Origin of the sequence: Psychrobacter sp. CLB018 (assembly GCF_041222815.1) — a bacterium.
In the GTDB taxonomy this organism is placed as follows: Bacteria; Pseudomonadota; Gammaproteobacteria; order Pseudomonadales; family Moraxellaceae; genus Psychrobacter; species Psychrobacter faecalis.
Genome location: NZ_CP166085.1, coordinates 1,688,905 through 1,714,333, shown reverse-complemented (window position 1 = coordinate 1,714,333; position 25,429 = coordinate 1,688,905). Strand labels below are relative to the sequence as shown.

At 44.1% G+C, this 25,429-nt stretch carries 21 protein-coding genes; 3 read left to right on the top strand and 18 right to left on the bottom strand.

Features of this window, described 5'->3' with window-relative positions:
* Window positions 1-140 precede the first annotated feature (140 nt).
* The 5 genes from AB8P72_RS07270 to AB8P72_RS07250 form a co-directional block, all read right to left on the bottom strand.
* Window positions 141-935 (bottom strand): SCO family protein, encoded by a 795-nt coding sequence (locus AB8P72_RS07270; protein ID WP_193030301.1) that lies wholly within the window; start codon window positions 933-935, stop codon window positions 141-143.
* Window positions 936-1,035: 100 nt separating this feature from the next.
* Window positions 1,036-1,923, bottom strand: a complete 888-nt coding sequence (locus tag AB8P72_RS07265) for a formylglycine-generating enzyme family protein (RefSeq protein ID WP_265090574.1) — start codon at window positions 1,921-1,923, stop codon at window positions 1,036-1,038.
* 141 nt (window positions 1,924-2,064) lie between these two features.
* Window positions 2,065-3,591 (bottom strand): copper-containing nitrite reductase, encoded by a 1,527-nt coding sequence (nirK, locus tag AB8P72_RS07260; RefSeq protein WP_226928778.1) that lies wholly within the window; start codon window positions 3,589-3,591, stop codon window positions 2,065-2,067.
* 445 nt (window positions 3,592-4,036) lie between these two features.
* Window positions 4,037-4,684: a DedA family protein gene (locus AB8P72_RS07255; RefSeq protein ID WP_191691916.1), complete on the bottom strand. Its 648-nt coding sequence runs from the start codon at window positions 4,682-4,684 to the stop codon at window positions 4,037-4,039.
* A gap of 47 nt (window positions 4,685-4,731) precedes the next feature.
* Complete coding sequence (locus AB8P72_RS07250; RefSeq protein ID WP_198328340.1) at window positions 4,732-5,433, bottom strand: hypothetical protein; 702 nt, start codon at window positions 5,431-5,433, stop codon at window positions 4,732-4,734.
* Between the two features lie 311 nt (window positions 5,434-5,744).
* On the opposite strand from AB8P72_RS07250, the gene AB8P72_RS07245 reads away from it, so the two are divergent.
* The gene (locus tag AB8P72_RS07245) at window positions 5,745-6,680 is read left to right on the top strand and encodes a bestrophin family protein (protein ID WP_198328338.1); all 936 of its coding nucleotides are present in this window, start codon (window positions 5,745-5,747) and stop codon (window positions 6,678-6,680) included.
* A gap of 109 nt (window positions 6,681-6,789) precedes the next feature.
* On the opposite strand, the gene AB8P72_RS07240 is transcribed toward AB8P72_RS07245, so the two are convergent.
* Together AB8P72_RS07240 and AB8P72_RS07235 are read right to left on the bottom strand one after the other, a co-directional pair.
* Window positions 6,790-8,304, bottom strand: a complete 1,515-nt coding sequence (locus tag AB8P72_RS07240; RefSeq protein ID WP_369957548.1) for a di-heme oxidoredictase family protein — start codon at window positions 8,302-8,304, stop codon at window positions 6,790-6,792.
* Window positions 8,305-8,473: 169 nt separating this feature from the next.
* Window positions 8,474-10,222 carry a chromosome condensation regulator RCC1 gene (locus tag AB8P72_RS07235; RefSeq protein WP_198328332.1) on the bottom strand — a complete coding sequence of 583 codons (1,749 nt, stop codon included), beginning with the start codon at window positions 10,220-10,222 and terminating at the stop codon, window positions 8,474-8,476.
* 382 nt (window positions 10,223-10,604) lie between these two features.
* Here AB8P72_RS07235 and AB8P72_RS07230 point away from each other — a divergent pair, with 382 nt between their 5' ends.
* Window positions 10,605-11,357, top strand: a complete 753-nt coding sequence (locus AB8P72_RS07230) for a hypothetical protein (RefSeq protein WP_305935898.1) — start codon at window positions 10,605-10,607, stop codon at window positions 11,355-11,357.
* Window positions 11,358-11,376: 19 nt separating this feature from the next.
* On the opposite strand, the gene AB8P72_RS07225 is transcribed toward AB8P72_RS07230, so the two are convergent.
* The 11 genes from AB8P72_RS07225 to otsB form a co-directional block, all read right to left on the bottom strand.
* Complete coding sequence (locus tag AB8P72_RS07225) at window positions 11,377-12,384, bottom strand: glycosyltransferase family 2 protein (protein WP_198328328.1); 1,008 nt, start codon at window positions 12,382-12,384, stop codon at window positions 11,377-11,379.
* 71 nt (window positions 12,385-12,455) lie between these two features.
* Entirely contained in the window at window positions 12,456-13,676 is a 1,221-nt protein-coding gene (locus tag AB8P72_RS07220) for a hypothetical protein (protein ID WP_198328325.1), read from the bottom strand.
* Complete coding sequence (locus AB8P72_RS07215) at window positions 13,676-15,019, bottom strand: glycosyltransferase (RefSeq protein ID WP_198328323.1); 1,344 nt, start codon at window positions 15,017-15,019, stop codon at window positions 13,676-13,678. Before AB8P72_RS07215 ends, AB8P72_RS07220 begins: the two co-directional genes overlap by 1 nt.
* Window positions 15,020-15,098: 79 nt before the next feature.
* Window positions 15,099-16,634 carry a glycosyltransferase family 2 protein gene (locus AB8P72_RS07210; RefSeq protein WP_193030317.1) on the bottom strand — a complete coding sequence of 512 codons (1,536 nt, stop codon included), beginning with the start codon at window positions 16,632-16,634 and terminating at the stop codon, window positions 15,099-15,101.
* Between the two features lie 561 nt (window positions 16,635-17,195).
* The gene (locus tag AB8P72_RS07205; protein WP_068404893.1) at window positions 17,196-17,399 is read right to left on the bottom strand and encodes a CsbD family protein; all 204 of its coding nucleotides are present in this window, start codon (window positions 17,397-17,399) and stop codon (window positions 17,196-17,198) included.
* Between the two features lie 267 nt (window positions 17,400-17,666).
* Window positions 17,667-18,350 carry a glycosyltransferase family 2 protein gene (locus tag AB8P72_RS07200; protein WP_198328320.1) on the bottom strand — a complete coding sequence of 228 codons (684 nt, stop codon included), beginning with the start codon at window positions 18,348-18,350 and terminating at the stop codon, window positions 17,667-17,669.
* 24 nt (window positions 18,351-18,374) lie between these two features.
* Entirely contained in the window at window positions 18,375-19,049 is a 675-nt protein-coding gene (locus tag AB8P72_RS07195; protein WP_198328366.1) for a class I SAM-dependent methyltransferase, read from the bottom strand.
* A 94-nt stretch (window positions 19,050-19,143) separates the two neighbouring features.
* A complete protein-coding gene (locus tag AB8P72_RS07190) occupies window positions 19,144-19,965 on the bottom strand; it encodes a PIG-L deacetylase family protein (RefSeq protein ID WP_198328364.1) in 822 nt (273 codons plus the stop codon).
* 89 nt (window positions 19,966-20,054) lie between these two features.
* Window positions 20,055-21,221, bottom strand: a complete 1,167-nt coding sequence (locus tag AB8P72_RS07185) for an acyl-CoA dehydrogenase (RefSeq protein ID WP_198328313.1) — start codon at window positions 21,219-21,221, stop codon at window positions 20,055-20,057.
* A 15-nt stretch (window positions 21,222-21,236) separates the two neighbouring features.
* Window positions 21,237-22,922 (bottom strand): trehalose-6-phosphate synthase, encoded by a 1,686-nt coding sequence (locus AB8P72_RS07180; protein ID WP_198328311.1) that lies wholly within the window; start codon window positions 22,920-22,922, stop codon window positions 21,237-21,239.
* Window positions 22,919-23,929 (bottom strand): trehalose-phosphatase, encoded by a 1,011-nt coding sequence (gene otsB, locus AB8P72_RS07175; RefSeq protein ID WP_198328305.1) that lies wholly within the window; start codon window positions 23,927-23,929, stop codon window positions 22,919-22,921. The genes AB8P72_RS07180 and otsB overlap by 4 nt, the downstream gene beginning before the upstream one ends.
* Before the next feature lie 260 nt (window positions 23,930-24,189).
* Between otsB and AB8P72_RS07170 the strand changes: the two genes are divergently transcribed.
* Window positions 24,190-25,317, top strand: coding sequence for a M14-type cytosolic carboxypeptidase (locus AB8P72_RS07170; protein ID WP_198328296.1), 1,128 nt, complete (start codon window positions 24,190-24,192; stop codon window positions 25,315-25,317).
* The last annotated feature ends 112 nt before the right edge of the window (window positions 25,318-25,429 follow it).

Below are 25,429 nucleotides of genomic sequence, written 5' to 3'. Positions count from 1 at the left end.
ATCAGCGCCGTAGCTGATGACGCCTTTAAAAACACCGCTTGTCTATTTAGATGAGCGGTGTTTTTTTCTTTAAAATACAGATAATTTAAAACTAAGGTAAAGGTTAAAAATGTGGCTTTATAGGTATGTTTTTTAAAGGTTTAACTATGGCTGTTTAAATATTCAATCAATGGCTTAATGCCAGAGTCGGCAACCCCAACGCCTTGGGCGACCAAACGGCCGTCTTTATCTAATACAGATATCAGATTAGAGTGGTTAATATCACCATTATCGGCAAATTGATATTTGATATTTAAGGTATTGGCAAGCATACGGGTGCTGGCTTCATCGCTACGAATCAAGCGCCAGTTATCACCAAGCTCATTATGCTCAGCAAAGTTTTTCATCACTTCGGCCGTATCGCGCTCAGTGTCCAATGTCGCCAGTAAAAACTCTGTTTGTGCACGCGCTTCAGGCGTCATCTCTTTATACATCTGTTTCATCGATTGCACCAAGATAGGGCAGGTATGCTGACAGCTGGTATAAGCCATCACCACCACTTGATTTTTGCCCTCAAGCTTATCAAGCTCAAAGGTATTGCCACGATGGTCTGTCCAGTCGCCGCCTGCCTGATAGATAGAATACTCTTGCCCGAGCGCTTCTGCTGGTTCTTGGGCATTCATATCGGCATGATTCATCTGTTGATGATCCATGTTCTTTATGTCGTGATGATTGTCTGTCGCGACTTTAGATTCAGAAGTAGTATCAGGTTGACTGTCTTGCGTCGCCGCCGAGTTAGGCGCGTCAGGATTGCTACAGGCGAGTAAGCCAATACAGAGTCCAGTAGTCAAAGCCAGTTTGATAGCATAAACCAGATGAGACAATGGCTGAGTTACTGTATTTTTTGGACTTGTATTTTGCAATCTTGTATTTTGCATAATTTTTATTGTTTTCATAAGACAATCCTTAAATACCATTAAATTCAATTGAGCATAAAAAGTAGGGCGCTGTGTTAAAAGGGTGCTAAGTTAAAGTAGAGCGCTATGTTAGGGCAAGTTAATTACTAGCACAGCGAAAACCTAGGCTGCTGACCGTGTATTTGGCTTCTAAGCTTGAGCGAAAACCATAGCGCATAAAGGCTGCATAATCACTTGGGTCGACCGCACCGGCTGCGCCCGAGCCGCAAAACATTTCTTGGTTTAGATTGCTGTCTGAACGTGATTCGCCAGTGACCAAGCTATTATTAAAATTCTCTGTCCATTCCCAAATCAAGCCGTGCATGTCTTTGACGCCCCAATAGTTGGCAGGGCTTTGTCCGACATCGGCAAGCTGGTCTTTGTTGCCAGCAGATTTACCATACCAATCAAGAATGCGCTGGTTGTAACCGGCCTCCACGCTGCCATTTTTATTGGTAGTAGACGCCTGTGCGACATATTCCCATTGTTCAACCGTTGGCAAGCGCTTGTTTTGCGCGCGGCAATATTGATTGGCGGCATACCATGAGACATTGACCACAGGCTTACGAAAATCCGCCTTTCTAGGCACAGAGATATCTTTGGTATTAATCCAGTGTTTTAGATAACCAGAATCGGCAAAAATGGGTGCAATGGCACGTTGGCGAAACCTTGGATTTTCTTTTATAAATTGATAAAACTGTATATTGGTGACGGGTAGCTCATCAATTTTGAATGTATCGACTGCCACTAACGGTGAGTTTTTGCTCAAATATAACGGACGATAAGTACCGGGCTCAATGGTTAGCTCTTTTGCTTGCGCTTGCGTGCTCATTAACGCAAAGTCGGTTGTGACGCTCAGAGCACTAACGACCAATAACAGGACGAGCGGGCGAGCGGTTGTATGCACAATCTTCCGAGCGTTCATTTTTAGAGTGTTATTTTTGTGAATCTCAATGCTGTGAGTGTTAGTGATGTAAGTCCATAACATAACTAATCTCCTAGTAAACCAAAAAGAGGACGGTGCCAAACGCTTATTCAATCAGATACTGTATTGAAAGTGACTGTTCAATGAAAGTTTTTTCATCGAACAGTCTAATTGTAACCCTATTAACTAGCGTAGCTTTCTAGGTTATTTACGAGCAGCTTTGACTTCTTCTGGCGTTACCTCACCACCTTTGTTGCCCCAACTGTTAATAATATAAGTGACGACGTTGGCGATTTTTTCATCATCCAAGGCAACGGCTGGCATGACACTGTCGTACTCTTCGCCGTTGACGGTAATCTTGCCAGTCAAGCCATGCAAGATAGCATTGACGGCGCGTTTTGGGTCTTCGTTGAGGTAGTCAGACTTGGCCAATGGTGGGAAGGCTTTTGGTATACCAGCACCATTTAATTGGTGACAAGCCGCGCAGTTACTAGCGTAAATAGACTCACCCATTTTAATTCTTTCTTGCTTGTTGGCAGCGGTTACGACTGGCGCAGGCGCATTGGTTTTACCAAGACTTTGTGCTGCTGAGCCTTCAGGTAAGTAGACGTCTTCACGCACTTTTCCTGAATATATTTTTTTGTCCTCTGCACCTTTGACATCGATGATACCAAGCGCACCTTTGTTAAATGCCCGGAAAATAGAGTGGTCAACCATCACAAGCTCGCCTGGGACATCTACTTTGAACTGGGTAATCGCGGCGCCCCCTGCAGGGATAAGGGTGGTTTGAACATTATGGTTTTCAGCGCTACCGCCTTCCATATTGACCTTGTCGAAAATCTCACCAATCACGTGGAATGATGACACCAAGTTAGGACCACCGTTACCAACGAATAGACGAACCGTTTCACCGACGTTGGCTTTTAACGAGTTTTCACCGGTAAGCGCCCCAACTGAACCGTTAAATAACACGTAATCTGGCTGCTCTTTTACCGCTTTTTCCATATCAAAAGGTTGCAGGCCTTTATCGCCATAGTTGCCTTTGGTATAAAAATCGCCCTGCATGACATAAAATTCACGATCAACCTTCGGTAAACCGCCTTCTGGCTCAACCAAAATTAGGCCATACATACCGTTTGCGATGTGCATACCAACGGGCGCTACCGCACAGTGATAGACATATAGGCCTGGTTTTAGTGCTTTAAAGTTAAACTCCGAGGTATAACCAGGAGAGGTAAACGAAGAGGCAGCGCCGCCCCCTGGACCTGTCACCGCATGTAAGTCAATATTATGCGGCATTTTTGAATCAGGGTGGTTTGATAAATGGAACTCAATTTCATCGCCTTGACGTACGCGAATAAATTGCCCCGGTACCTGACCGCCAAATGTCCAGAAGTTGTACTCAACGCCATCCGCTAGACGCATGGTTTTTTCTACGGTTTCCATTTTTACAATGACTTTTGCCGCATAGTCACGATCGATAGGTGGTGGTACTTCAGGCGCATGGGTGATAACCGCATCAATCACTGGTAGCTCGCCATTTTTGGTGGTTGGCGCTTTGCTGTCTTTTGTGGTTTGAGTGGTTTCCGCGCTGGTTGCCGTCGCCTTATCAGGGGTTGATTTATCACAACCGACCATTCCTACCGTACCAAGGGCAAGAAGACAAGCTAATGCAAGTTTAGAATAGTTGAGGGCTTGAGGCTGAGAGGTTGTAGAGTTAAAAAGACGCATAAGGCTCTCCAAAAATTGAAAATAAGTGGCTTATTTAACAAAGCTCGATTTATATCGCTTATTAGCATCCTAATGTGATAGTTAGATAAAGCGAAAATCACTATAGAAATGATAAGATTCGACAACAAAACTATAAAAGCGGTGAGCTTCTAAATTGGCTTCCATAAGATATATTTTAAATGAATGTTTATAAATAAGCGAATTATTTGCGCAAGATTTGTTCACGCTTTTTATACTGATGAGTTATAAATTTAATTAGGTGTTATTACGATTTGATGCACTAGAAAGGAGAGGAGTAAAGACTGTAAGGATTAAGATTTAAACACTGAGATAGGTTTTTTAGGATTTGAAAATTCTGCTCGAAATTAGTAAAGCTAAGTGGTTATTAAACTTAGCTATTATATTAAGTTGGGTTGGTATTACGAGAGTGGCAGACAGTTTATATTCAACGCGGATCGGAATTTTTGTCATTATTGCTATTTTTTCGATAAGACAAACGCCGCTTGATGAGTAAACCGATAATAACAACCACGATTGATATACCAATAGCTTTAGAATAAGGGGCTAACACGCCTGCGACAGCGTCATAGTTTTGACCCAAGTAATACCCAGCTAGCGCCAATATCGCGGTCCAAATGCTGGCGCCTAAAGCGGTTAGCGCCAAAAACGGTAATAACGACATTTTATTCATACCGGCAGGGATTGAAATGAGCGAACGTACGCCCGGTACCATACGCCCAAAAAACACTGCCATTTTGCCATGTTTGTCAAACCATGCGTTGGCATCGGTGATGTCAGTAGGTTTAATAAACACGTATTTGCCGTATTTCTCAGTGAACTCGACCAAGCGCGGTTCATCGAATTTATGGCCCAAATAGTATAAGGGTAGCGCACCCAGCACCGCGCCAAGCGTCCCAGTTAAAATAACCAAGACAATGCTCATATCGCCTTTAGAAGCGGCGAATCCAGCAGCGGGCATGATAACCTCAGAGGGAATAGGCGGAAATACGTTTTCAGCAAACATGGCAAATATAATGCCAAAGTAGCCAAACTTTGCCATGATGCCGAGTACCCATTCACTCATTTGGTCCATAGAATTCCTAAATAATTGACAAATTGATGGCTGTCAGCTTATAAAAACTATCGGCTGGTAAAGGTAATGGTTTTTGTGCCATTTGTAGACGGCTGGCTAATCGTTACTTTACTGTCTAAAATATCGCCGCGCGCATTAATTTTATAACATTCTGACGAGCTGCCGTTAGGATCGTTATTGAGCAGTAAGTTAGCCGAGGTTTCTATGCAAAACCACGCGGTATTATTGCTGTCTCTGGTTAAAGACCAATCTTGATTATAAGTGCCTATTTTTTTGCGCATGCTTCTATCGGCATAGACATCTTCAGTAATCAATTTGCTTGATGAACCAACCGTTGCCATTTTAGGAATGGTTGTGGTCTGATTGGAAATTGAGTACTTACCTGAGCTGTCAGTGAAACCATGAAATACCAATGGATTAAGGGTAAAGTAATTAATGGCGACTGATTGATCAGTGACTTGATTGTTGACTTTATTGATGGTATTTACTTCAGCACCTTGGACTTGTTTATTGTTAAATACCATGCTGCCTTTGGGCGTGACTTTGATGTCAGCAGAGGCGGTTTGATTGCCAACGTTTGCTACCAAGCTTTGACTGCGGGCTTTGGTATAAATATTGAGCATGGCCGCTTCAACGGGATATTGAGTGACAATATTGCTTGAATTGCCCGGCGTACTGCCACCGTTCATGCCGCCTGCACAAGCGCTTAAGCCTACCGATACCGCGATAACCAATCCTAATTTTTTCATGGTGTATTCCCTCGATTTATTTGAGTTTTCTTTATTTAAATAGTTATTACCTGCCTACTATAATCGAATTTTTAAGCGCTGACAGCTGCCGTGTATCCTTGTACCTGCCATTCTTACATCATTATAACAACCGATGATTTTGTAGAAATTTATTAAATAAACGCGTGGTAAAAATCCCTAACCAATTAAAATAGGATAAATCGCTGTTTTTTCTGCTCATACCTCTTTAGTCTGTTATCATTTCGTCCTGCAATAACGCCAGTTTTACTCTATAAGCACCAATTATAAGCACCATTCGTTAGGACGTTAAAATGATCGTCAAGCAAAAGCCAAGCGCCATCAAACTGCTTTTTACCTTGCGTGGCTCCATTCTGCCCAAGGTCTATCCGCAGATTTTGCTCATTAGTTTAATTAGTGCCTTTATCACCAATATCCAGCATGGGTTTCCCAGCTCTTTTTCTTCTTATAGCGTCGCGCCGTTTACCTTGCTTGGGATAGCCTTATCGCTGTTTTTAGGTTTTCGCAATAACGCCAGTTATCAGCGCTGGTGGGAAGCTCGAGGGCTATGGGGGCAATTGGTCTATGATACGCGCAGCTTTACTCGTCAAGTGCTGTCTTATATAGATGATATAGATGATGAGGGTGAGAAAGGGCGCGATAGCCAGCGCCGACTGGTGTATCTGAGCATCGCTTTTACCCATGCGCTGCGCCATCGACTACGTGACAGTGCGCCTTGGCAAGATGTTGAGCGCTTTGTCGAACCTATTCATCATACCAGCATGAAGGAGGCGCAAAATTTGCCGGATTATCTGCTGCGTCTGCTTGGTAAGGAGCTTGGCTATTGTCGGCAGCAGCGCTTGACGTCAGATCTTATGCTGCAAAATATGGACGAGCGCATCAATTCGATGACGGTGGTTTTATCCGCCTGTGAGCGTATTCATAGCACGCCATTGCCGTTTGCTTATACGCTGCTGGTGCATCGTACGACGTATTTGTACTGCTTTATGCTGCCTTTTGGTTTGGTTTCTTCTTTAGGCTGGGTGACACCTTTGATTTGCGGCGTTATTGCTTATACCTTTTTTGGTTTGGATGCGCTAAGTGAAGAGTTGGAAGAGCCTTTTGGGCTGGCAGCCAACCAATTACCGCTGACCGCTTTATCCAGGAATATCGAGATTAATTTGCTAGAAGCCTTGGGTGAAACCGAGTTGCCGCCAAACATCATGGCTAAAAACGGCTATTTGCAATAATCTTTTTATCATAAAATGAATATGGCAACAAAATTTACGCTATTAACATTTATGGCATAAAAAAGACCACTCTAGCGGTCTTTTTTATTTCACCTTGTCATAATGATTATTAAATGCCGTTTAAAAAACTTAGCAGCGTTTGTTGTTGCGTGGCAGGTAATTGTCTAAAACGTGTCTTAGCACTTTCTGCTTCACCGCCATGCCAAAGTATCGCTTCTGTCAAGCTGCTGGCGCGACCATCATGCAAAAACCGTGCTTCTGGGTCACGTGCGACAATACCAATACCCCATAATGGCGGTGTACGCCACTCATAGCTTTCGGCATTTTTTTCTTTAACGCCGTCATCTAAACCTTCGCCCATATCGTGCAGCAATAAATCGGTATAAGGATAAATGGTTTGCTGTGCGAGCAGCGGAAAGCGCACGCTAGCGCCCGTTTTTTGTTTTGGCGTATGACAGCTCGCGCAGCCCACTTGGGTAAAGAGCTGCGCGCCTTTATTAAAGGTCGATAAATCAGCCACTCGGCGCTCAGGCACTGCCAAGGCAGTCATAAAATCGGTCACTGCATCCAAGCTGCTGTCTGAAACCTCAGGCGTGCCGCCATTGGGCGCTGTCCAACAAATCGGCTGATTGACCGTACAGTTAGGTTCCATAAATACGGAAGTGGTCAAACCCATATCTTGTGACATGGCATTGGCGTTTTGGGTGCGTAGGCTTGAGTTAATCGCCTTCCAACCAAAGCGGCCAATGCGCCGCTGTTTGCCATCCTGTACCCAATGTACGCGCCCACTGATGCCGTCTTGATTGTTATCGTCAGGGTCAGCTGCCGCAATGATATCCGCCTCAGGAATTAGGTCGAGCAAACCCATGCCGACCAATTGCGGTGAGATGCGCCCACTGATAGCGGTATCTCCCAGCGGCTGATTGGGGTCGGTTGCGCTAAAGTGAAACTGGATACTGGCAGGTTGGTTGCCATTACTCGCTGTGATGGTGTAGCGCATTTTACCTTCGGGTGCGATGCTGGCATCGATACTTTGATGTTGCATTTGCTCGCCGTAATAAGTGTGCGCAATCCCTTGTTTGTTGCCGAGCCTAAATAATATGGCGTCACTTAGCTCGCCATTTGCCGCATAAATGGGTTTGCGTCCTTCAGCACTATGGCACTGGGTGCAGGCATTGGCGTTAAATAAGGGGCCAACGCCATCAAAGAGCACACGACCTTGATTGGCTGGTGTCCATTCGGTGATAAAGAGCTCACGACCTGACGATACGCCGCCCAAGGCACTGCTTGGCAGATTGGGCATAATCTGTAAAAATGGCCTTGAGATATCGGCAGCGATGGTCGCGTTGCCACCGGCTGGTAGCCAATTGATATCAGTTGCAGGATTGTTTGGGCTGTCTGGGTTTTCAGGTATAGTTGGCGGCGTAGGCTGGCTAGGTAAATTCGGGGTGTTAGAGCTGTCATTGTTTGAGTTATCGGAACCGTCCGAGCCGCCACAAGCGCTTAGTAGTAAAGTTACCGTTAAACAAAATAGCGCACGGCGTATGACAGGGAATAAAAGAGTAGAGAGAGGATTTGAAAGGTTTGGTGAGCAGTGATTTGGTGAATGAGGCAGTAGAGACATGGTAAGACCTAAAATGGCTAAAAATATCATTTATTAAATTATGAAAAAAAATACCAAAGATGAGTAAGCAGAAATTAACAAAACCATAATTTAACAAGGGCAACATGAATTTGGCTGCCCTTGTTCACTACATTTGCTATTGCATACTCATGTTAAAGATAAGTCGCGTTTATAGCTGGCTTGGTAAATTGACTGGCATAGGAGTGTTATACATCCAAACGTGGGTAGTGTCTTTATTACCGAGTGAGCCCTCAAAGCTCCAACCCCATGTAAAGAGTTGACCGTCTCTATGCGAGGTATTGGTATTAGTATTGGTATTTTGCTGCAGAGGTTTTTCATGGGCGATCAAGTGCATGACGCCCATCGCCATATTGTCGATATTTTTTAAGTTAGGTAATTTATTGGTCGGCTCATCTAAATCCTTATAGACAGTTTTGCCTGCGCTATTTGTTTCCCCAAACATACCCCACGCATAAAGGATACCGTCTGTCGCTGAGCCATTTTCTGTTGTTCCATTGTTCGATGGCACATCGTCCAGCAGCGCATAGCTGGCATTGCCATTGGCATAGATACGGCGAATATTTTTATCAGTAAACCATGGAAGTTTGGTTGGCTTAACAATGGTGCTTTTCCAAGCGCTTTGAGTGCCTTTGAAATGCTTACCGTTATAACCTATTTGGCTACTGGCATTAAGCCCCCAAGCGTAGATCGCTTCCTTATTGGTTAGCGCCAATACATGGTCGCGTCCAGCGGCAAGTTGGGTCACTTTTTCAAGGCCAATGTTTGGGTCAGAGGCAAGCTGAGGAGTAGGGACAATAGCGTTAGTAGTATGAACGTCAACATTGGTATGAGCGTTGGTATTGCCGCTCAGAACATCAATACGAATCGGCCTTGCATTAACATTGATACAGTTATTGGCTTGGTTACATTCTTGCCCGCGACCTAGATTGGCATAGGCGTCGCTGCCCCAGCCCCAAACTTGACCTTTATCATCTAAGGCGTACGAGCTATTGGCACTGGCCACCACTTGCACGATATGCCCGATGTCAGCGGCTGCTGAAAAATCAACCTTTACTGGTGTGCTGCTCTCTATCGTTGTCGCATTACCAAGCAGTCCTTGGGTGTTGGCACCAAACGCCCACACGCTGCCGTCTTTGGTCAGTACCAAGTTATGATTGTAACCTGCTGCTACCATCAGCGCATTATCAATACCAGCGATAGCGCCAATATCTAGGCGGCAGTCTTCTGTTTTACTACAGTCATTGCGACCAGTCTCGCCGCGTCCTAATTGCCCAGAAATATCTTCGCCCCAACTATAAACCTGACCTTTAGCATCTAGCGCCAGCGAATGATTTTGATTAAACTTAATAGACACCAGGTCTTTTGGCGCACTGTGCATCAGCATGGGGGTAGCTGGATGACCCATGACGTCGGCAACTTTCGTCGTCATTCCCAGACCGGTTTGTCCATAATTATTGCGCCCCCAACCATACAGTTGTCCATCGCGCAGAGCAGCCGTATGTGAGCCACCCGCCGCGACAGTATCGCCTAGATAGACAGTTTTGGTCGAGCGCATGATGTTGCCGTTATTATCTGTGGCTTCTAAAGTGATTTTATTGCTACCCAATGCCAATAAAATACGCGCGTCAAAATCCCCGTTTGTATCAAAGTCTAAGCTTTGCACTGGCTCTTCGTTGCGCTTATATGTCAACGATTTGATGCCACTGCTATCTTGCACTTGCCCAGAAACAAATATTGCCGCCACCGCGCTATAGCCATCGGTAAAGTTGCTATCAGTGGTCAAAAGTGGCGGCGTCCCATCAATGATTGTGGTGTCATCAGAATCATTGCCACAAGCAGTTAGCATCAAAGTCGCGCTGATAAGTGCCACTACTTGGCTAAGACGGGATAAGCGCATAAAAACCTCAATAAATGATCAATAAAAGAATAGGTGTTTAAATATAGGAAATAGCAACATAGCGTAAAATGGGTGTAACTATGGATGCGAATAATATTACAAATGATAATTATTATCAATATATAAATAAAAATGTTGATTTGATGGATTGAAGATAAGTGTTTTTTATATAAGGGTAGTTAAGGGTTTTAGAAAATGAGTTTTAAGGTAAATAGTCAATACAATACAATGAATATTATTTTTGGATAGGCTTTTATCTATGAAAAAGTGAGGTATATTAAGGTAGAAAGGTAAGTCATTTATACAGACTTGAGTTTTTGAAAATTTGTTCGATAACAAATTATTAATATCGCAATAACCAGCCCCTAATTATGAGGATAATTTGAATAAAATAAGCAAAGAAGCCGCTGCATTTACAGCCCTGCCACTCAACATCCAAACCGCGTTAAAGCAAAATAAACGCATCGTCTTTATCGCCAATAACCCTTCTATTTGCACTGATAAACTTGAGCAGTTATTACGCCCTGACGATGTTTTGGTGTTATTTAACCATTTTATTAATGCTGATTTTTTTGCCAACCACCCGCTTGCCAGTAGCCTGCCTAAATTGTTGTTTTTTCGCCAAATTGGCGATAGTAAACTGCATTTTGGTTTGCCACCAAGGAGCAACAATGTCGCGGTGATGAAGCGCATGGCAAAAGCGGCACCATTAGGTATTTTACTGAGCAATCGGCCTTATCAATTTCCTTTGCCCAGTGATGACCCAAGTCCCGATGATGACCCGATTGATGATGATCGCATACTGACGTTACCACCGGCGGTGCAAGTGTTGTTGCAGGATGCGGCGCATCATAGCGTGTTATCGGAGCGCCATCCGGTCGTTGAGGACTATCCTTACTTTACAGATATTCACTCTTCAGCCCCTTCTTCAGGCTTTTTGTTGTATCGCTTGTTGCTAGCGGCGCGAGAGCATGTGCAGCTGCTGCAAAAAGCACCGCTACCGCTGCAATTATTAATGATAGGTTTTAATGACAACGATAAAACCGCGCATTTTTGGCAAGGGCATAATTGGGAATTTGAGCGCCGTGAAATGAGTTCGCCGCCGCCAGAGGTGGAGATCATACGCCAGTATTAGGCAAGGGGAGATTGGTAATTTAAACGTAGGCGGCATCGGGACAATAAGCCAACTCTATCTCCTTACTGCTAGGCTGGCGTAACAGCGTAATCGAATTTGATTGCTCGTGCGTCCAATCAATCAATCCCATTTTGCAGAACTGTTCAAGCCAGCCGCCCATAGGCCAGCATTGCCATTTTTGATAAAAACGATTGGCATTGACGATAATGCTTTCCAAATGATTGAGAGGCGGGCGATAGACAGCGTGCTGCTGATGATAAATAAGGTCGGCGGTCAGATAAAAATCAATATCTAACTGAAAGGCAGTAAAGGCAAAGTCAGTATCTTCTACGCCATAACCAGTGTACTGCGTATCAAAACCCCCTATTTGCTCAAACTTTTCACGTTTAATCGCAAAGCATAAACTCCAAAAAGCGCCGTAATCATTTGTTTTTTTAATAGCTGTCGGTGCTGCCTCAGTAGAAATCGATTGTTTCGCATCGAAGTTATCACGATAAGGATTATAAACAGATAGATGGTTTAAGTAATTATTAGTCAGCGCGCCCTTTTGCAACGCCAAGCTTTCCTCGCTTGATAAAGGTCGCGTCAAATAGCGCGGTTGTCCCATCAGTAGAGCGTTTGGATACTGGTTTAATTTTGTGCTTAGTTGTTCAATAAAGCTCGGCGCTACGATGCAATCAACATCCAAAAATATCAGCGTGCCATGGCTGGCACGTGCGGCGCCAATATTACGATTATGACCGATATCAAATTCGGTTTTGTCCGATTTTCCTAACGTTTGATGGTTTGTGCTGTCCACTAAACCTGCGTTCGTGGGAATCTTGACAATGTTTAAAGCAAACTCAGCCAGACGTTTAGGGTCGGCATCGTCATTGACAATAATAACTTCATCGGGCTGAACGCTGCCATTCGCAAGACTACTGAGCAGATTATACAGATGGCGATTGCGTCCATAACAAGTCGTGATTACCGTTACCGGCACATGCTCAGAAACCTCATTGGGATTTGTGATGGGTTTTACGGTCATTGTTTGTCAGTGCCTCTTTTGTTAATTTGGCTTTTATATTTTTGCTGTGACGTTATTGATAGTTATTGCATTTAACGTTCAGGCTTTAAGGCAAGCTGCGGCAGCAACCATTGTTCAAACCAAGCTTTAGTCGTTGGGTACTCGGCCATACTCTGCATAAACGCTTGAGCTGTCTGTACAGATTTTTGCTTAAGTGTTGCATTATCAGGCTTTGATAAGGATTGGATTCGTGCAGATTGATTGACAGTTTTGCCACTTAGCTTGTGTGTGACGCTTGCAATCATTAAGTCTTTAAATTGCTGCCAACTTAAGGCGCGTCCTTGGATTATCAAGGCCTCTGCCATTACCTCTTGCTCTTGATGGGGACGGTCGTCAGGTAGAACGACCAGTGGCGTTGCATAATCACAGGCTTGGGCGACGGCATTTAGACCGCACGCCATTAGTAGATAATCGCTATGTACGATAAATGGCGTTACATCACTTACATCGACTGCGATGTCAACATAATGCCGTTTATCCTCGTCGATAGGGCCAAGCGATATAATAAAGGCATGTGGTAAAAGCTGCCGCAGCTCGGGCAGTTTTGCATCAATGGCTTGATGCCCACCATAGCCTTTAATGACGGTAACGATAGTTGGCGTATCTTTATCCTTATCATTTAGCATCAAAGAGAGTGCTTTTTCATCAGTGGTAAGCTGCATTAAGTGTTTTATAAAAACTTGGTAAGTTTGCGCATCCCTTTGCTCAGTGTTGATAAAGTCAAGATAGAGGGTTTTTTTAGCCAGCCAATCAAGTGTCATCGCGGATTCTAATGTGCGAGGATAGGGGGCAAGCAAAGCAAGCGCACCAGCGAAAGCGTTTAGATGCGGCACATCATCGCGAATACCTGGCAGTCTGACATAAAGGTAAGGAACACTGGCGGCGCGGCATAGCATGGCGACTTCAACGCTGACATCAATAATCATCAAATCAATGCGGCGCTGATAAATCGTATCGAGTATTTTATGGCTGCGCTGTTGAATATCGCTATTACCGACGGGCGAATAATGCAGGCTGGTTGGTTGCCAATATTGCCCTGCGCGCCCAGCGAGTACATCATCTGCACGTTCATCTTCGGCGGGTAGTCGTACAACTTGCGCTTCATCTATAGCCGCAAACGTATAGGTATCGGACGTTAAACTTGTAAATACCGTTAATTGCTGTCTTGCTTCAGTGGGTAATAAGGCAGCAAGCTTATCGATTTGGCGGCAGTGCCCTGAGCCGTGATGATGAGCGTAATAACCAAGCCGCATTAACCTCGCTCCATTATGTTATTTAAGCCACTGCTTGAACCGATTATTGACTCTGCTTTATTGCTTTTGCCATTTCTGTGGATAAATGGATTCAGTTTTAAATGTGCATCTGTTGGAGCTTCAACGCCTTTTTTCTGCTCGCTTTCTGCTACTGCTGCTTTATACAAGTCTAAATAGCCTGCTACCATGGCTGCTACGGAACAAAACTGTAAGGCGCGTTCTCGGCAGGCTTGGCGTGAGATGCTTTGAATCTTAGTAAAGCCTTTGATAAAAGCGTCTTTGTCTTCCTTAGCGACGATAACACCGGTGCTTGGTGTGACAATCTCGGCGCTAGCACCAACATCAAAGCCAATCACTGGCGTACCGCACGCTAAGCTCTCAGCCAGTGTTAAACCATACGGTTCATCCCATGTGCTGGTAAATAGCATGGCAGTCGCTTGACAGAGGTAGCGATTTACCTCGTCTTTGGTGACATGACCGACATAATCAAACAGTTTTTGCGCGCCATTTTCACCATCTTGAGCCAAGAGTGGGGCAACTTGCTCATCAAAATACGCTTCATTGCTTTTGGGACCAGCGATGATAAGTTTTTTTCCCGCTTCCATACAGTATTGCATGGCCAAATGCGTGCCTTTTTCAGGGCAAATACGTCCAAACCAAAAATAAACCTCACCATTTTCACGGGTAAAATCATCCGTAGATGTAATATTAGCATTAAAGGATTTTACATCAATGCCGTTATAAACCACTTGTGATGGCACAAACTCTGAAAAAAGCTGCTGTTGGTGTTTGCTGATAGCGGTAAACTGGGTGGTTGTACCATGACGCAAGGTCAATAGTGCCAAACGCAATTGCGGGAAAATAGGCGTATGAAAGGTGGTAAAAAACCGCGCGCCAAACGCTTGACCGGTCATCATCGGGATATGATGTAAGCTGTGATTATGCACGATGTCAATCTCACCATGTTCATCGCGCTCGATGATATCGCGTAGCACATCCTGATAGACCAAATACTGATACATCTCCTCGCGGCTCATGCCTAAAGTCTCATGCTCATTCCGATAGACCATCTTATCAAATGCTTCTCGGGTTAGCATTGGGACGAGGCGGGCCTGCGTTTGACTGTCTTGATGCGCATAAAGCAAAACCTCATGACCTTGGGCAACAAGCTCATCACATATAAGCTGGGTAATCATCTCAAGCCCGCCAGCAAAGGGCTGCGCAATAGGATATAAACAATGAGCAATCATCGCAATGCGTAAAGGTTTATCCGCTAAAAGGGCAGGGCGTTCAGCATTATTATCAATAGCATCTATAAAATTAACAGGGTCAGCAACGGGCATAAGTACCTCAAAGTAAAACGAGCGATTATGGTAGATAAGTAAAAAAGGATTTAATAAAATCAATGCCTAAAGCCAACCATTAAGAATTGATAATCTTTTTTTCTTCAAATGTCGTATGCATTTCAGGTTGCAGTGGTTTTAGCTTTTTGGTTGGTTTGCGAGGCTGACTAGTAGCCAAGGCAACCGTAGGTTTAGACTTAATGCTAATGGTGGACGGATTTTTCTCAGGAACCCTAAAGTTATCAAATGCCACTTTCGCTGCGCCGATTTTTAACGTACAAATGATCAAAGCACAGATAAATAATAACGGAGAATAAAGCGGCGAAAACGGTGCCACTATAACGGCAGTGATGATATTAAGCAGCAAAATCAGCTTGGGTAACGCCACCATATTGGCGCGACGTAATGAGCTTTGAGTGCGAATGTATGCTTGCTTTGGCGTACAGACAAAAGGTTTTTCACTACCCCATAACACAGGCAACCACGATAGCGCGCCAAGTTCCCAAAAGTTCAGATGCATCAGCCATGCTCTGACACGCATTTTGATACTAGACTGATGGTTTTGATTGAGTTGTTTGTTCAGTGGCGCTTTATCCTGTAAATATGCCCATAATCGCCTTATAGTAAAAATGCCATAGCTGGCATAGACTAAGTACAAAGGTGTGAGTAGCGACATATCGGGCGTGGCGTCCGAAAGTTGAGCTTTTAGAAGTGCGTAGCCAAGGATAAATAAGGTCGCTAGCTGCAAAAATATAAATAAACCCGTAAAGTTTATCCAAGCACTGAGCTGCGAGAGGTGCGCGCGCGTATACGCTAAACGTTTACCCAGACTTTTCGTATCTTGGATTTTAGTGGGCAAGGCTATCGAAAAATAGTTGCTTAACACCTGCATATTGCCATAGATCCAGCGCCGACGCTGACACATCAAATCATTTAACGAGGTAGGTAAGAGACCTGTCGCAATGACTTCTGGTATGAACTGACTGCGAAATCCTCTCTTATGCATCAAGACGCCCATTTGTGCATCTTCAGTAATAGAGGCACCCGACCAACCGCCTAAGCTCAAGAGATCTGCGCGGCGTATCACTGCATAAGTGCCTGTTGATAGTGCACGCTTACGATTAAAGGGGCGATATAAATGATGATTAAAATAATGGTTAAGCTCGCTGTGCGTGTCCACTTGCCCAGCACTGCGGTAAAACTGTGGAAACTGCAAAAGCGTATGGTTTGGATATTGCTTAATAGCGTGGGCAATCGAATCTCTGGCGTGGGGCAAAGCTTGATAGTCACTATCGACCACCACAATGTGTGAGCAGTCTGGATTCATCAGCCCCAACGCCAAGTTTAACGCGCCTGCCTTAAAGCCTTCTACCGCATCAATATGATAAAAGCGGACATTAAGTGCTGGATCTAGACTGGCGCAAAAAGCGGCCAAAGGCTGATATAGTGAGGTGTCTGTATTGTTGTTATCAATAATAAGTATCTCATCAGTCGCCTCTTTAACAGCCAGCAAAGATTGGATAGTCGCAATCACCAGTTCTGGTGGCTCAGACCGTGTCATTAACTGAAAGCTGAGAGACGCAGAAGCTAAAAGATTTTTTTTATGAATTGTCATGGCTTATCCTTAGGCACATACGACGGACGAGAATAGGGAAAAAAGCATGAGTGAAAGACACATGCGAAAACGAAAAAAGTATTAATAGTTATAATGTAGTAGTTATTATTGTCTTTTTGATTACCCGTTAAATAGTAATATAAAACTCGGTAACCTTAAGACTGTTAAGTGTTGGTAAATATTTAAGAGTGTAATACTACGTAATTTATACAGCCGATTTTATGGCTGTCAGTACGTAAAACACGATTTAGAAGAGGTTTGTGTTACTGGACGAGTAGCAAAATTTCCGAAATATAGTGACTTAATAATTTCAAAAAATTTTTAGGAAAAAATGATGAGAGTTTAAGATAAGGAAAAGAGAAGTAAGGGAAATGTGACGAAGAGGGTAACGCTAAATCATAATCGGTTATGAATTGTTTAAAATATAATGAACTTTATAAACGATAAAAGCGCATTAGACACTTATAGGTAAAAACCCATCATGCCCAATACGCTTTATCATCAATAACTAATAAGTCTTAAATGATGTTTAAATCTTAAAATTGATCTTAAAATCTAAGATTAGTAGTTATTACTGCTGCGCCAATCGTCAACTTCACGTTCGGCATCTTCTTTACTATGACCATAACGTTCTTGGACGCGGCCAACCAATTTATCGCGGCTGCCTTCGATGTGCGTGAGATCGTCATCGGTCAAGTCGGCCCATTTCTGTTTTACTGAGCCTTTAAGTTGGTTCCAATCACCTTTTAGCGTATGTTCATTCATAGTGGTATTCCTTTTCCTATTATTAGATTGCATTGATTTTTCTAAAACCCATCAATTTGCTTTGTTATATTTCTCACTTATGGGTTATCAGCAGGCATAAATCCTTAGCTGACAAATCTAATATAAACATGGATAATTGCCTTGTCTGTAGCCCCGATGTGTAGAGTGTTACCCAAACCTTAGCGATAGATTCATTGTGTTAGCAAGGTATACGCCGTGTCATAAATGCACTATTTTCATAAAATCTGTCGCACTTTTTAAAATGAATTACTGTGAATTGCTGGTTTCTAAGTTTGCTAAAAATGCGGCAAACCCTTCTGTCGCTCGCGCTTGTAATCGGCTGCTAGTAATGACCCGAACGCGATTGCTCCAAGTGATAGCAAAATTTTGCTTCTCGAATTTTTTAACCAAATCGACATCTTCATGGCAAGGCAGGGCAGCAAAACCGCCAACGGCGAGATACGCTACACTACTAAAGCTCAAATTTGCCCCATGAATATGACGATGTCCCATCTTATCTTGATAGTGAGCGATATAGTCTTTGCGTGTTTGGGGCGTTAAATGCGCCCAGTCATCAACGTCCACAACGCCGCATATCATAGCAGTCGGATGATGATTAATATGAGCGATTTGCTGCGTTAGCCAATCTGCCGTGACGAGCGAATCAGCGTCGGTACAGGCAAGCCAAGTCGCGCCAGAGGTGATCGCATGACGAATGCCCAAATCTCGTACTTGTCCCACGCATTGGTAATCACAGCATAGGTAATCCACGCCAGCGTGCTTGACCAATGTGAGCGTGTCATCGCTACAACTGTCTAGCACCACGAGCACAGTGGCGGTAATGGTAGAGGGCAGCTGCTCAATGGCCGTCTGCACCGATGCCAAGCATTTAGAAATGGTCAGCGCTTCGTTATGAGCAGGAATGACGATAGCGATATTTGTAGTATTCATGCATTTTCCTCGGCGGGTTTACTGTTAAACCAAGTTTTCTTGCATAGCCACTGTTTCGGGCGAACGTTGCCACACATCCAATAAAAAATCGCTATCGACGACTTTACTTTGATGGGTAAAGGTAGGGTTTTGACTATCAACTTGCTGTCTTTGCACAGAGTTTACGTCGTGACTTATTCTATTAAATGCGCGGTGCAGACGTTGGTGTACCGTTTCACCCGTCATGGTAAAGCCATCAATGTCATAGCGCCAATGACAGCATAGTAACGTGCCGCCTACCGCAAGATTTTGCTGAATCCAAGCGATGACGGTATCAATATCATTTGCCGATAAATAATATAAAATTTCACTAATCACAATTAAATCAAAATGCGATTTCGCAGTCGGTAATATTTTAGGAATGACACCCTGTATGACCTTTACATGCCTGACATCTGCCAAACGCTGCTTAGCCAGTTGCACCGCCTGTTTATTACCGTCAATACTGACCAAGGTCTGACAACGGCTGGCAAGTAGGGCGCTAAACACACCGTTACCGCAGCCTAACTCGATGGCATTGGTATATTTTGCTTGGGGCAACACCGCTAGACACATATCGCGTTTGCGCTTTTCATACCAGCGGGTCTGATACTGCCACGGATCGCTATTGTCGTTATATAAGGCATCAAAATAGCTTTCTGAATAAGCAGTGGCTGTCATCTCTTTTTTACCGTTCGGCAAATCAGTATGAACAGTATGTAAGTCGGTTTTAGACACCTGCAAATTACCGACCTCATGCATTGGCGGTGTCAATTTAAGATTGTGGCTCATATAAATAAACTTCCCAAGGTTGGCTAATTCTAGCGATGGTTTGAGCCGATAAAATAGGCGGGTTGCCTGTGCTTTCATCAACGGTTATTTGGCTTTTGAAGCAGGCGATAGCTTCGGTTTTGCGTTGTAATTGCTCCGGTGTCAAATCCACTCTGAGCGCGCAGTGCCAAGGAATACGACTATCGGCAGGCTTCGCCCAATGCCACGCCCAAATCAACACTTGATAACAGGCGAGCTGATGCTGCTTAGCGAAAGCGGCGACTACTTGTCCTGTTGCTTCATGATCGGGATGACCGTCATGTACAAAAGGCGTGATTAAAATATCGCCCGTCTGAATAAGAGCGGCCAATTTTTTATAAAATTGATACTTTTGGTTAAAGACGTCGCCATCGGTTAGGGCTAAAGACATACACGTCACCTGCTGCGCAATGCCTAACACTTCTAATGCCGCTAAGCTTTCTTGCGGACGGATAGTATCAAGCAGGCGCGGCGGATAAATCTGCGAGTCAGGGTGACTTTGTGTGCCGTTGGTCACGTGCACAAGGACGATAGGATTACCGTTGGCTGCCAATCGTTGCAGCAGTCCGCCGCAGCCTAATATTTCATCGTCAGGATGCGGCGCAAATACGCAAACGCGCTGCTGTGGCGGGAAGCTTTTTGCTATATCTAGTCGAGGTAAATCGTGCAGTCCCTGCCAGTTTTGCCAAGCATCGGCGCTAGTACCATCGCCTTCAATGACGCGGTCACCGACAATCGGATGCTCAGGCTTGGCTAAGTGCGCTAAGGATGCTGAGTGCGCCGACATCACATTATGGTCTGTTAAGGCTTGCGTATTATTTTCTGCCTGATGCACATGAAGATCAGAAGAGTCTCGTGCTACATTTACCTTGGGGTTTACAGTTGCCATATATTGTCCTGCCTGTCTGTCAAATCGCTGATTGCGGCGCGGTCTAAAGCGCTAGATAGCTCGCCGATTTTTTGTAAATCAAAGGCACCATGACTTTGACGAATAAATACCGCCAAATCTGCGGTTAACCTCGCAAAATGGGCATTGCCACAAAATGGTGCGGCCCCTAATGCTTGTCCGACTGTTTCCATCACTTGGCGTGCTACTTGCTCAACGTTAGCGCGTAATTGACGGATAGCAAGTTCATGGTTTTGCAGCGGCTTACTCTCTATTAAGTCAGCAATATGATAAAAATACTGCTGAGTAACGGCCAATGCTGTGCTGATTTGACCCAAATACATGGCTTTATAGTCATTGGGTTTATGTTGATAAGCAGTTATTAAATAATTGGCAATGCAAGCGGCCGCACCATACCAGCAAGCGGCAACGCCTGCCGCGCCATGCCAAAATCCTACCCTTTCTAAATACGCATTTGGCGCACCTACATTAATGGCGTCTACCTCATGGAACTGTATGGTTGCCGTATCAGTGGCTTGCATGCCGACGGCCTGCCAAGCATTATTATCAATATCAATACCAGATTGGTGCATATCCACCATCAATAGTTGCGCTTGTCCCTGCTCATCGCGATAAGTCATCAACCCATAATCTACGAGGTTTGCGCCCGAGCACCATGCTTTGCTACCACTGATTTTGCCCTCTTTATAAAGTATCGGGTCGGGGTGTCCTTCTGCTGCCCAAACCGCCCATAAGCCTTGAGGCGCTTTATCGTAGCCGACTTCATGCAAAATACTTAACGCATCTAAATGCGATTCAAACCATTTCGCAAGCGTTAAATCTAGGCTCGACACGTATGCCAAGACTTGCCATCGAATCAAGGTGTTAGACTGATTTGGCTTGCTTGCTTGTTTATTGTTTTGAGCGTTCGTCGTATCGCCTTCGCTTATGACATTTTCAGCACCGGCAATAGCCCTAGCACCACTAGCAGGGTGAGGAATTTCGTCGCTATAACCGACTAGAATCGTTAATATCTCACGGCGTAACTTATCGGTCATAGCAAAACTGCCGATAGTTTGGTTTTCTGCTTGTATAACTTCTTTTATAGCAGATTTTATATTTACTAATACAGCGTTTTTGGCATCGGGCACTTGCATACAGTCTCCTAATTATTATGAATCAGACATTTGAATGGCATCAAAAGCGCCATCATCTGCTGACCGTTTTTTATTATCATATCGGCCATCTAAATACAAATCGTCTAAAAAGCGTTGCTGCCAAGCGTATAAGTCATCTTGATGTAGCCCTTGAAGCAATACTTGATAGCGTAACTGTCGCTCTTTTAATGGCATCGTCAATGCCGTCCTCAAGCCTTCTATCAAACTCGTGGGCTGGTGCGGATCGACAATGACCGCCGCTTGCATTTGCTCAGCGGCACCTGCGTAACGCGAGAGCATGAGCACGCCCGGATTATCAGGATTTTGCGCGGCGATATATTCTTTAGCCACCAGATTCATACCGTCTTTTAAGGAGTTGACCCAGCCGATATCACTTTGCCAAAATGCTGCCATCAAGGGCTCATGGTTTAAGACGTTTTCGCTATATTTAATCGCTTGCCAAGCACCGTTGTTAGTTGAAAATTGCTGATTTATATCACTGACTGTTTGTTTAACTTCCTGATAAAGCCGTTGATAAGTTGGCAAATCTAAGCGACTAGGACAAGCGATTTGTAATAATTGCAGCTGATTTTGATAGCTTGGATAGTGTTCTAAAAAGTCACGATAGGCTGAAAAACGTCTTAATAAGCCTTTTGAATAGTCAATTCTATCTACCGCGATAATTTGTTGTGTCGTCGTCTTGTCGGTTTTTTTATATACATTATGCTGCGCCAAATGTGCAGGTAGAGGCGAGGCTAACTGACTGACCTGCTGCTGGATTCTTGCGACACTAATACCGATCGGATAGGCATTAATCAATAAACAATGCTGAGGTTTAAAGTCTAAATTAAGCGTTAATGCTGTCCCAGATGAGTGGTAAGGGTAAGTATGAGCAAAAGGTTGGTTTTTTTGTAAGATATTGATGGGGGTAAGTCCGACATCGCTGTTTTCTGCTAAACCGTTTGCTAGCACGTCTTCTTTATCTACACTTTCTTTTTCCACTCTCTCTTCGCTCAAACGATTTTTTGACAACCTGTCTTTTAAATAATGCTGAAAAGCGTCAACGCAATTGGTGCATCCTTGCTGGGTTTGGGTGCCGAGCACATCATAATGCGCCAGATGATGAATGAGCTCAGCGCTTTGCTCAAGCTGTTGCCAAAAATCCAGCGCCACAAAGGGAATGTGTAAAAAAAGCCCAATACGATTGTTGATGCCAAGCTTTCGGCAATGATACGCCACACTTAAAAAATGATAATCATGGACCCAAATGACATCGTCAGGCTGGATGATGCTTTTTAATTGGCGCGCAAATAAACGGTTGACCGCCTGATAACCCGCATAATCATCTGTAGCTTGGCTGATAAGCGCTGTTTGCTCATGCAGTAGAGGCCACAATACATTATTGGCAAAACCGCAGTAGAAATGCTGATATTGCTGGGTGGTAAAAGCGGTGGTCATATAAGTGATTTGTGTGGCGCGGGTTTTTGCCTTGCTGCTCGCCATAAAGCGTTGTTGAATACTGCTAAATGTATTGGCGTCGGTGTTATTGGCGCTGTTGTCATTGACGACTTCGCCATTCCAGCCCATCCAGACGACTGATTTGCCGATTAAGACGTCTTGCAGTGCGACAGCAAGCCCGCCCGCCATAGGGTGGTTATCGGGCATCTTTACGCGATTAGATAAGACAATTAAGCGGCTCATGTCAGTGGTCTCGCTGTATTTTTTAATGGGCGTCGGTTAGTGTCTATTAGCGGCGGTGCCACTTGCTCTTGCTCTGTTAAACCAGGTAACTTGGACGATAAGGTTGGGCGCTGTTGGCAAAACTTCAAAAAGCTCTCAAGCAATACCGTGACCTCAAAAATATTATTGACATAATAATGCGCACACGTTGGCTCAGTGCCGTCATAACCTACTTTCATACCCATACCTTTTATGGGTGGTTTAGAATCCTCTCGTGGTTCGTTATTTTGTATAAAGCGACTTTTTTCTGTCATGTGCTTGTCGCCTTGTACTGCCATAAATCCTGTTTCATCGGTGATGTCGTCGCCAATAAAGATAGGACAAAGCCTATTGTTAGCCTGAAATTTTTTTAGTAAGGTCAAAATCGCACTGCCTTTATCGGCGTCTTTAGGCGCGATTTCCCAGACATATTTACCTTGTTTTACTATCCAATCACCATGGTTTTTTACGATTGTGGTTATAATGCGATAAGCGATATCGGCTAAGGCGGGATTTTGACGATAATGTAGGGCAACAGAATAGGGCTTGTCTTCTATGATAAAATCGTCATAGCGCAAGCAAGAGCGGATAAGCGCTTGTTTTATAGCAGCAAGCTCAACGCTGTCGACGGATGAAACGCTCATATTATTATTAGATTCGTTATCTTCAAAGTCTATTTCTAGTCCATGCGTTGCGGCGATGGGTAAGCTTAGCGGCGCCAGCATTTGCTTTGCTTCGGCTAGACTGCGCCCAGTAACAGCAGCGATTTTGACGCCATAATCTTGTATGTTTTGTAAAAGTGTTAAAGTGGTAGCGGGGATAAAGCTGTCTTTCGGGTTCAAGGTGAAACTAGCAAGCGTGCCGTCGATATCTAAAAACAAGCAGTAGCGCTGCTGATGAGAGAGATAATCAGCGAAGTGATTTGGCGCAACGTATATAGGACATCTGATAAGGGCGCTATTTGCTGGGACGCTTCTTCCTGAAGTCACATGTTATCCTTATTTTAACGTGTCAGTTATATGATGCTCTAAAACGGGTATCTTTTAATCGAAGTTAAGCAATTAAGTTAAGTAATGAAGGCTAAGTCATTAAAGTTAAGTAAATAAAAATTATTAACGAAGCTTAGCAATTAAGCTTCCTCATAAGTTTGCCATAAAGTCCATCTTACTACGATGGACAAAATATGGTATTTAGTATAAGTTTTTTTAGTATCTGTCTTTTAATTTACAAAAATCATTAGGAAAAAATTATGCATATCAGCGCAAATTTCGATGCCGGTAATATTGAGGTTATCAATGCAGAAGATCAAACCAACATTCAATTGGCGATTCGTCCAGACGTGGGCGGAGAGTTTTTTCAGTGGTTTAACTTTCGTTTATCAGGCGAAGTTGGCGAGCAGTACGTACTCAATATTATGAATGCAGGGAAGGCCTCCTACCTTGCAGGCTGGGAGGATTATCAAGCGGTGGCTTCCTATGATCGCGAGTATTGGTTCCGTCTGCCAACCTCTTATAAGGATGGTAAGTTAACGATAACGGCAGAGCTTGCGTGCGAAAGTATTCAAATTGCGTATTTCGCTCCCTATAGCTATGAGCGTCATCAAGACTTGTTAGCGGCGGTGCAAGTGCATCCGCTCGCGTGTTTGGAGCATTTGGGCGAAACGCTTGATAAACGCGACTTAACCTTAGTAAAAGTAGGTAATGGTGATAGCAAGAAGCGCAGTATTTGGATTACGGCGCGCCAGCATCCGGGCGAGACAATGGCTGAATGGCTGGTTGAGGGGCTATTGAACAGTTTGTTAGACGAGGATAGTGCCACGGCTAAGTTGTTATTGGAAAAAGCCAATTTTTATATCGTACCGAATATGAATCCTGATGGCAGTGTGCGCGGGCATCTGCGTACCAATGCGGTAGGGACGAATCTAAACCGTGAATGGGCAAACCCAAGCTTAGAAAAAAGCCCTGAAGTGTTTCATGTCATCAATAAAATGGAAGAAACGGGCGTGGACTTGTTTTATGACGTGCATGGCGATGAAGCGCTGCCGTATGTGTTCCTTGCCGGCTCGCAGGGCACGCCAAGCTATAACGACCGCCTTGCCCATCTACGTGATAAATTCTCAGAAGTCTTAAAATTGGCCAGTACCGATTTTCAGTCTGAATTTGGTTATGACATTGATGCGCCGGGCACAGCAAATATGACGATTGCCACCCACTGGGTAGCCGAGCGTTTTGATTGCCTTGCCAACACTTTAGAGATGCCATTTAAAGAGAATGCCAATTTACCTTTTGAAGATACAGGTTGGTCACCTGAGCGTTCTATTAAATTAGGGGAAGCTTCATTGGTCGCTATGCTGGCGGTCGTTGATGAGTTGCGTTAGTCATAAACTTTTTGTGAGTTAATCAGATGGTTTCATGACAATAATTTAATAGTGATGGTTTAATTGGCAGGGTTGAATTGCTTAGAGCAGCGGCTTAAACACTCAGTTTTTA

Coding starts and splice junctions, on each gene's coding strand:
- AB8P72_RS07185 (WP_198328313.1), bottom strand. CDS start 21,221: ATGCAAGTGCCCGATGCCAAAAACGCTGTATTAGTAAATATAAAATCT.
- AB8P72_RS07205 (WP_068404893.1), bottom strand. CDS start 17,399: ATGAATGAACATACGCTAAAAGGTGATTGGAACCAACTTAAAGGCTCA.
- AB8P72_RS07170 (WP_198328296.1), top strand. CDS start 24,190: ATGCATATCAGCGCAAATTTCGATGCCGGTAATATTGAGGTTATCAAT.
- AB8P72_RS07200 (WP_198328320.1), bottom strand. CDS start 18,350: ATGAATACTACAAATATCGCTATCGTCATTCCTGCTCATAACGAAGCG.
- AB8P72_RS07180 (WP_198328311.1), bottom strand. CDS start 22,922: ATGAGCCGCTTAATTGTCTTATCTAATCGCGTAAAGATGCCCGATAAC.
- AB8P72_RS07210 (WP_193030317.1), bottom strand. CDS start 16,634: ATGACAATTCATAAAAAAAATCTTTTAGCTTCTGCGTCTCTCAGCTTT.
- AB8P72_RS07240 (WP_369957548.1), bottom strand. CDS start 8,304: ATGTCTCTACTGCCTCATTCACCAAATCACTGCTCACCAAACCTTTCA.
- AB8P72_RS07255 (WP_191691916.1), bottom strand. CDS start 4,684: ATGGACCAAATGAGTGAATGGGTACTCGGCATCATGGCAAAGTTTGGC.
- AB8P72_RS07245 (WP_198328338.1), top strand. CDS start 5,745: ATGATCGTCAAGCAAAAGCCAAGCGCCATCAAACTGCTTTTTACCTTG.
- nirK (WP_226928778.1), bottom strand. CDS start 3,591: ATGCGTCTTTTTAACTCTACAACCTCTCAGCCTCAAGCCCTCAACTAT.
- AB8P72_RS07220 (WP_198328325.1), bottom strand. CDS start 13,676: ATGCGGCTTGGTTATTACGCTCATCATCACGGCTCAGGGCACTGCCGC.
- AB8P72_RS07190 (WP_198328364.1), bottom strand. CDS start 19,965: ATGTCGGCGCACTCAGCATCCTTAGCGCACTTAGCCAAGCCTGAGCAT.
- AB8P72_RS07195 (WP_198328366.1), bottom strand. CDS start 19,049: ATGACAGCCACTGCTTATTCAGAAAGCTATTTTGATGCCTTATATAAC.
- AB8P72_RS07270 (WP_193030301.1), bottom strand. CDS start 935: ATGAAAACAATAAAAATTATGCAAAATACAAGATTGCAAAATACAAGT.
- AB8P72_RS07265 (WP_265090574.1), bottom strand. CDS start 1,923: ATGTTATGGACTTACATCACTAACACTCACAGCATTGAGATTCACAAA.
- AB8P72_RS07225 (WP_198328328.1), bottom strand. CDS start 12,384: ATGACCGTAAAACCCATCACAAATCCCAATGAGGTTTCTGAGCATGTG.
- AB8P72_RS07250 (WP_198328340.1), bottom strand. CDS start 5,433: ATGAAAAAATTAGGATTGGTTATCGCGGTATCGGTAGGCTTAAGCGCT.
- AB8P72_RS07215 (WP_198328323.1), bottom strand. CDS start 15,019: ATGCCCGTTGCTGACCCTGTTAATTTTATAGATGCTATTGATAATAAT.
- AB8P72_RS07235 (WP_198328332.1), bottom strand. CDS start 10,222: ATGCGCTTATCCCGTCTTAGCCAAGTAGTGGCACTTATCAGCGCGACT.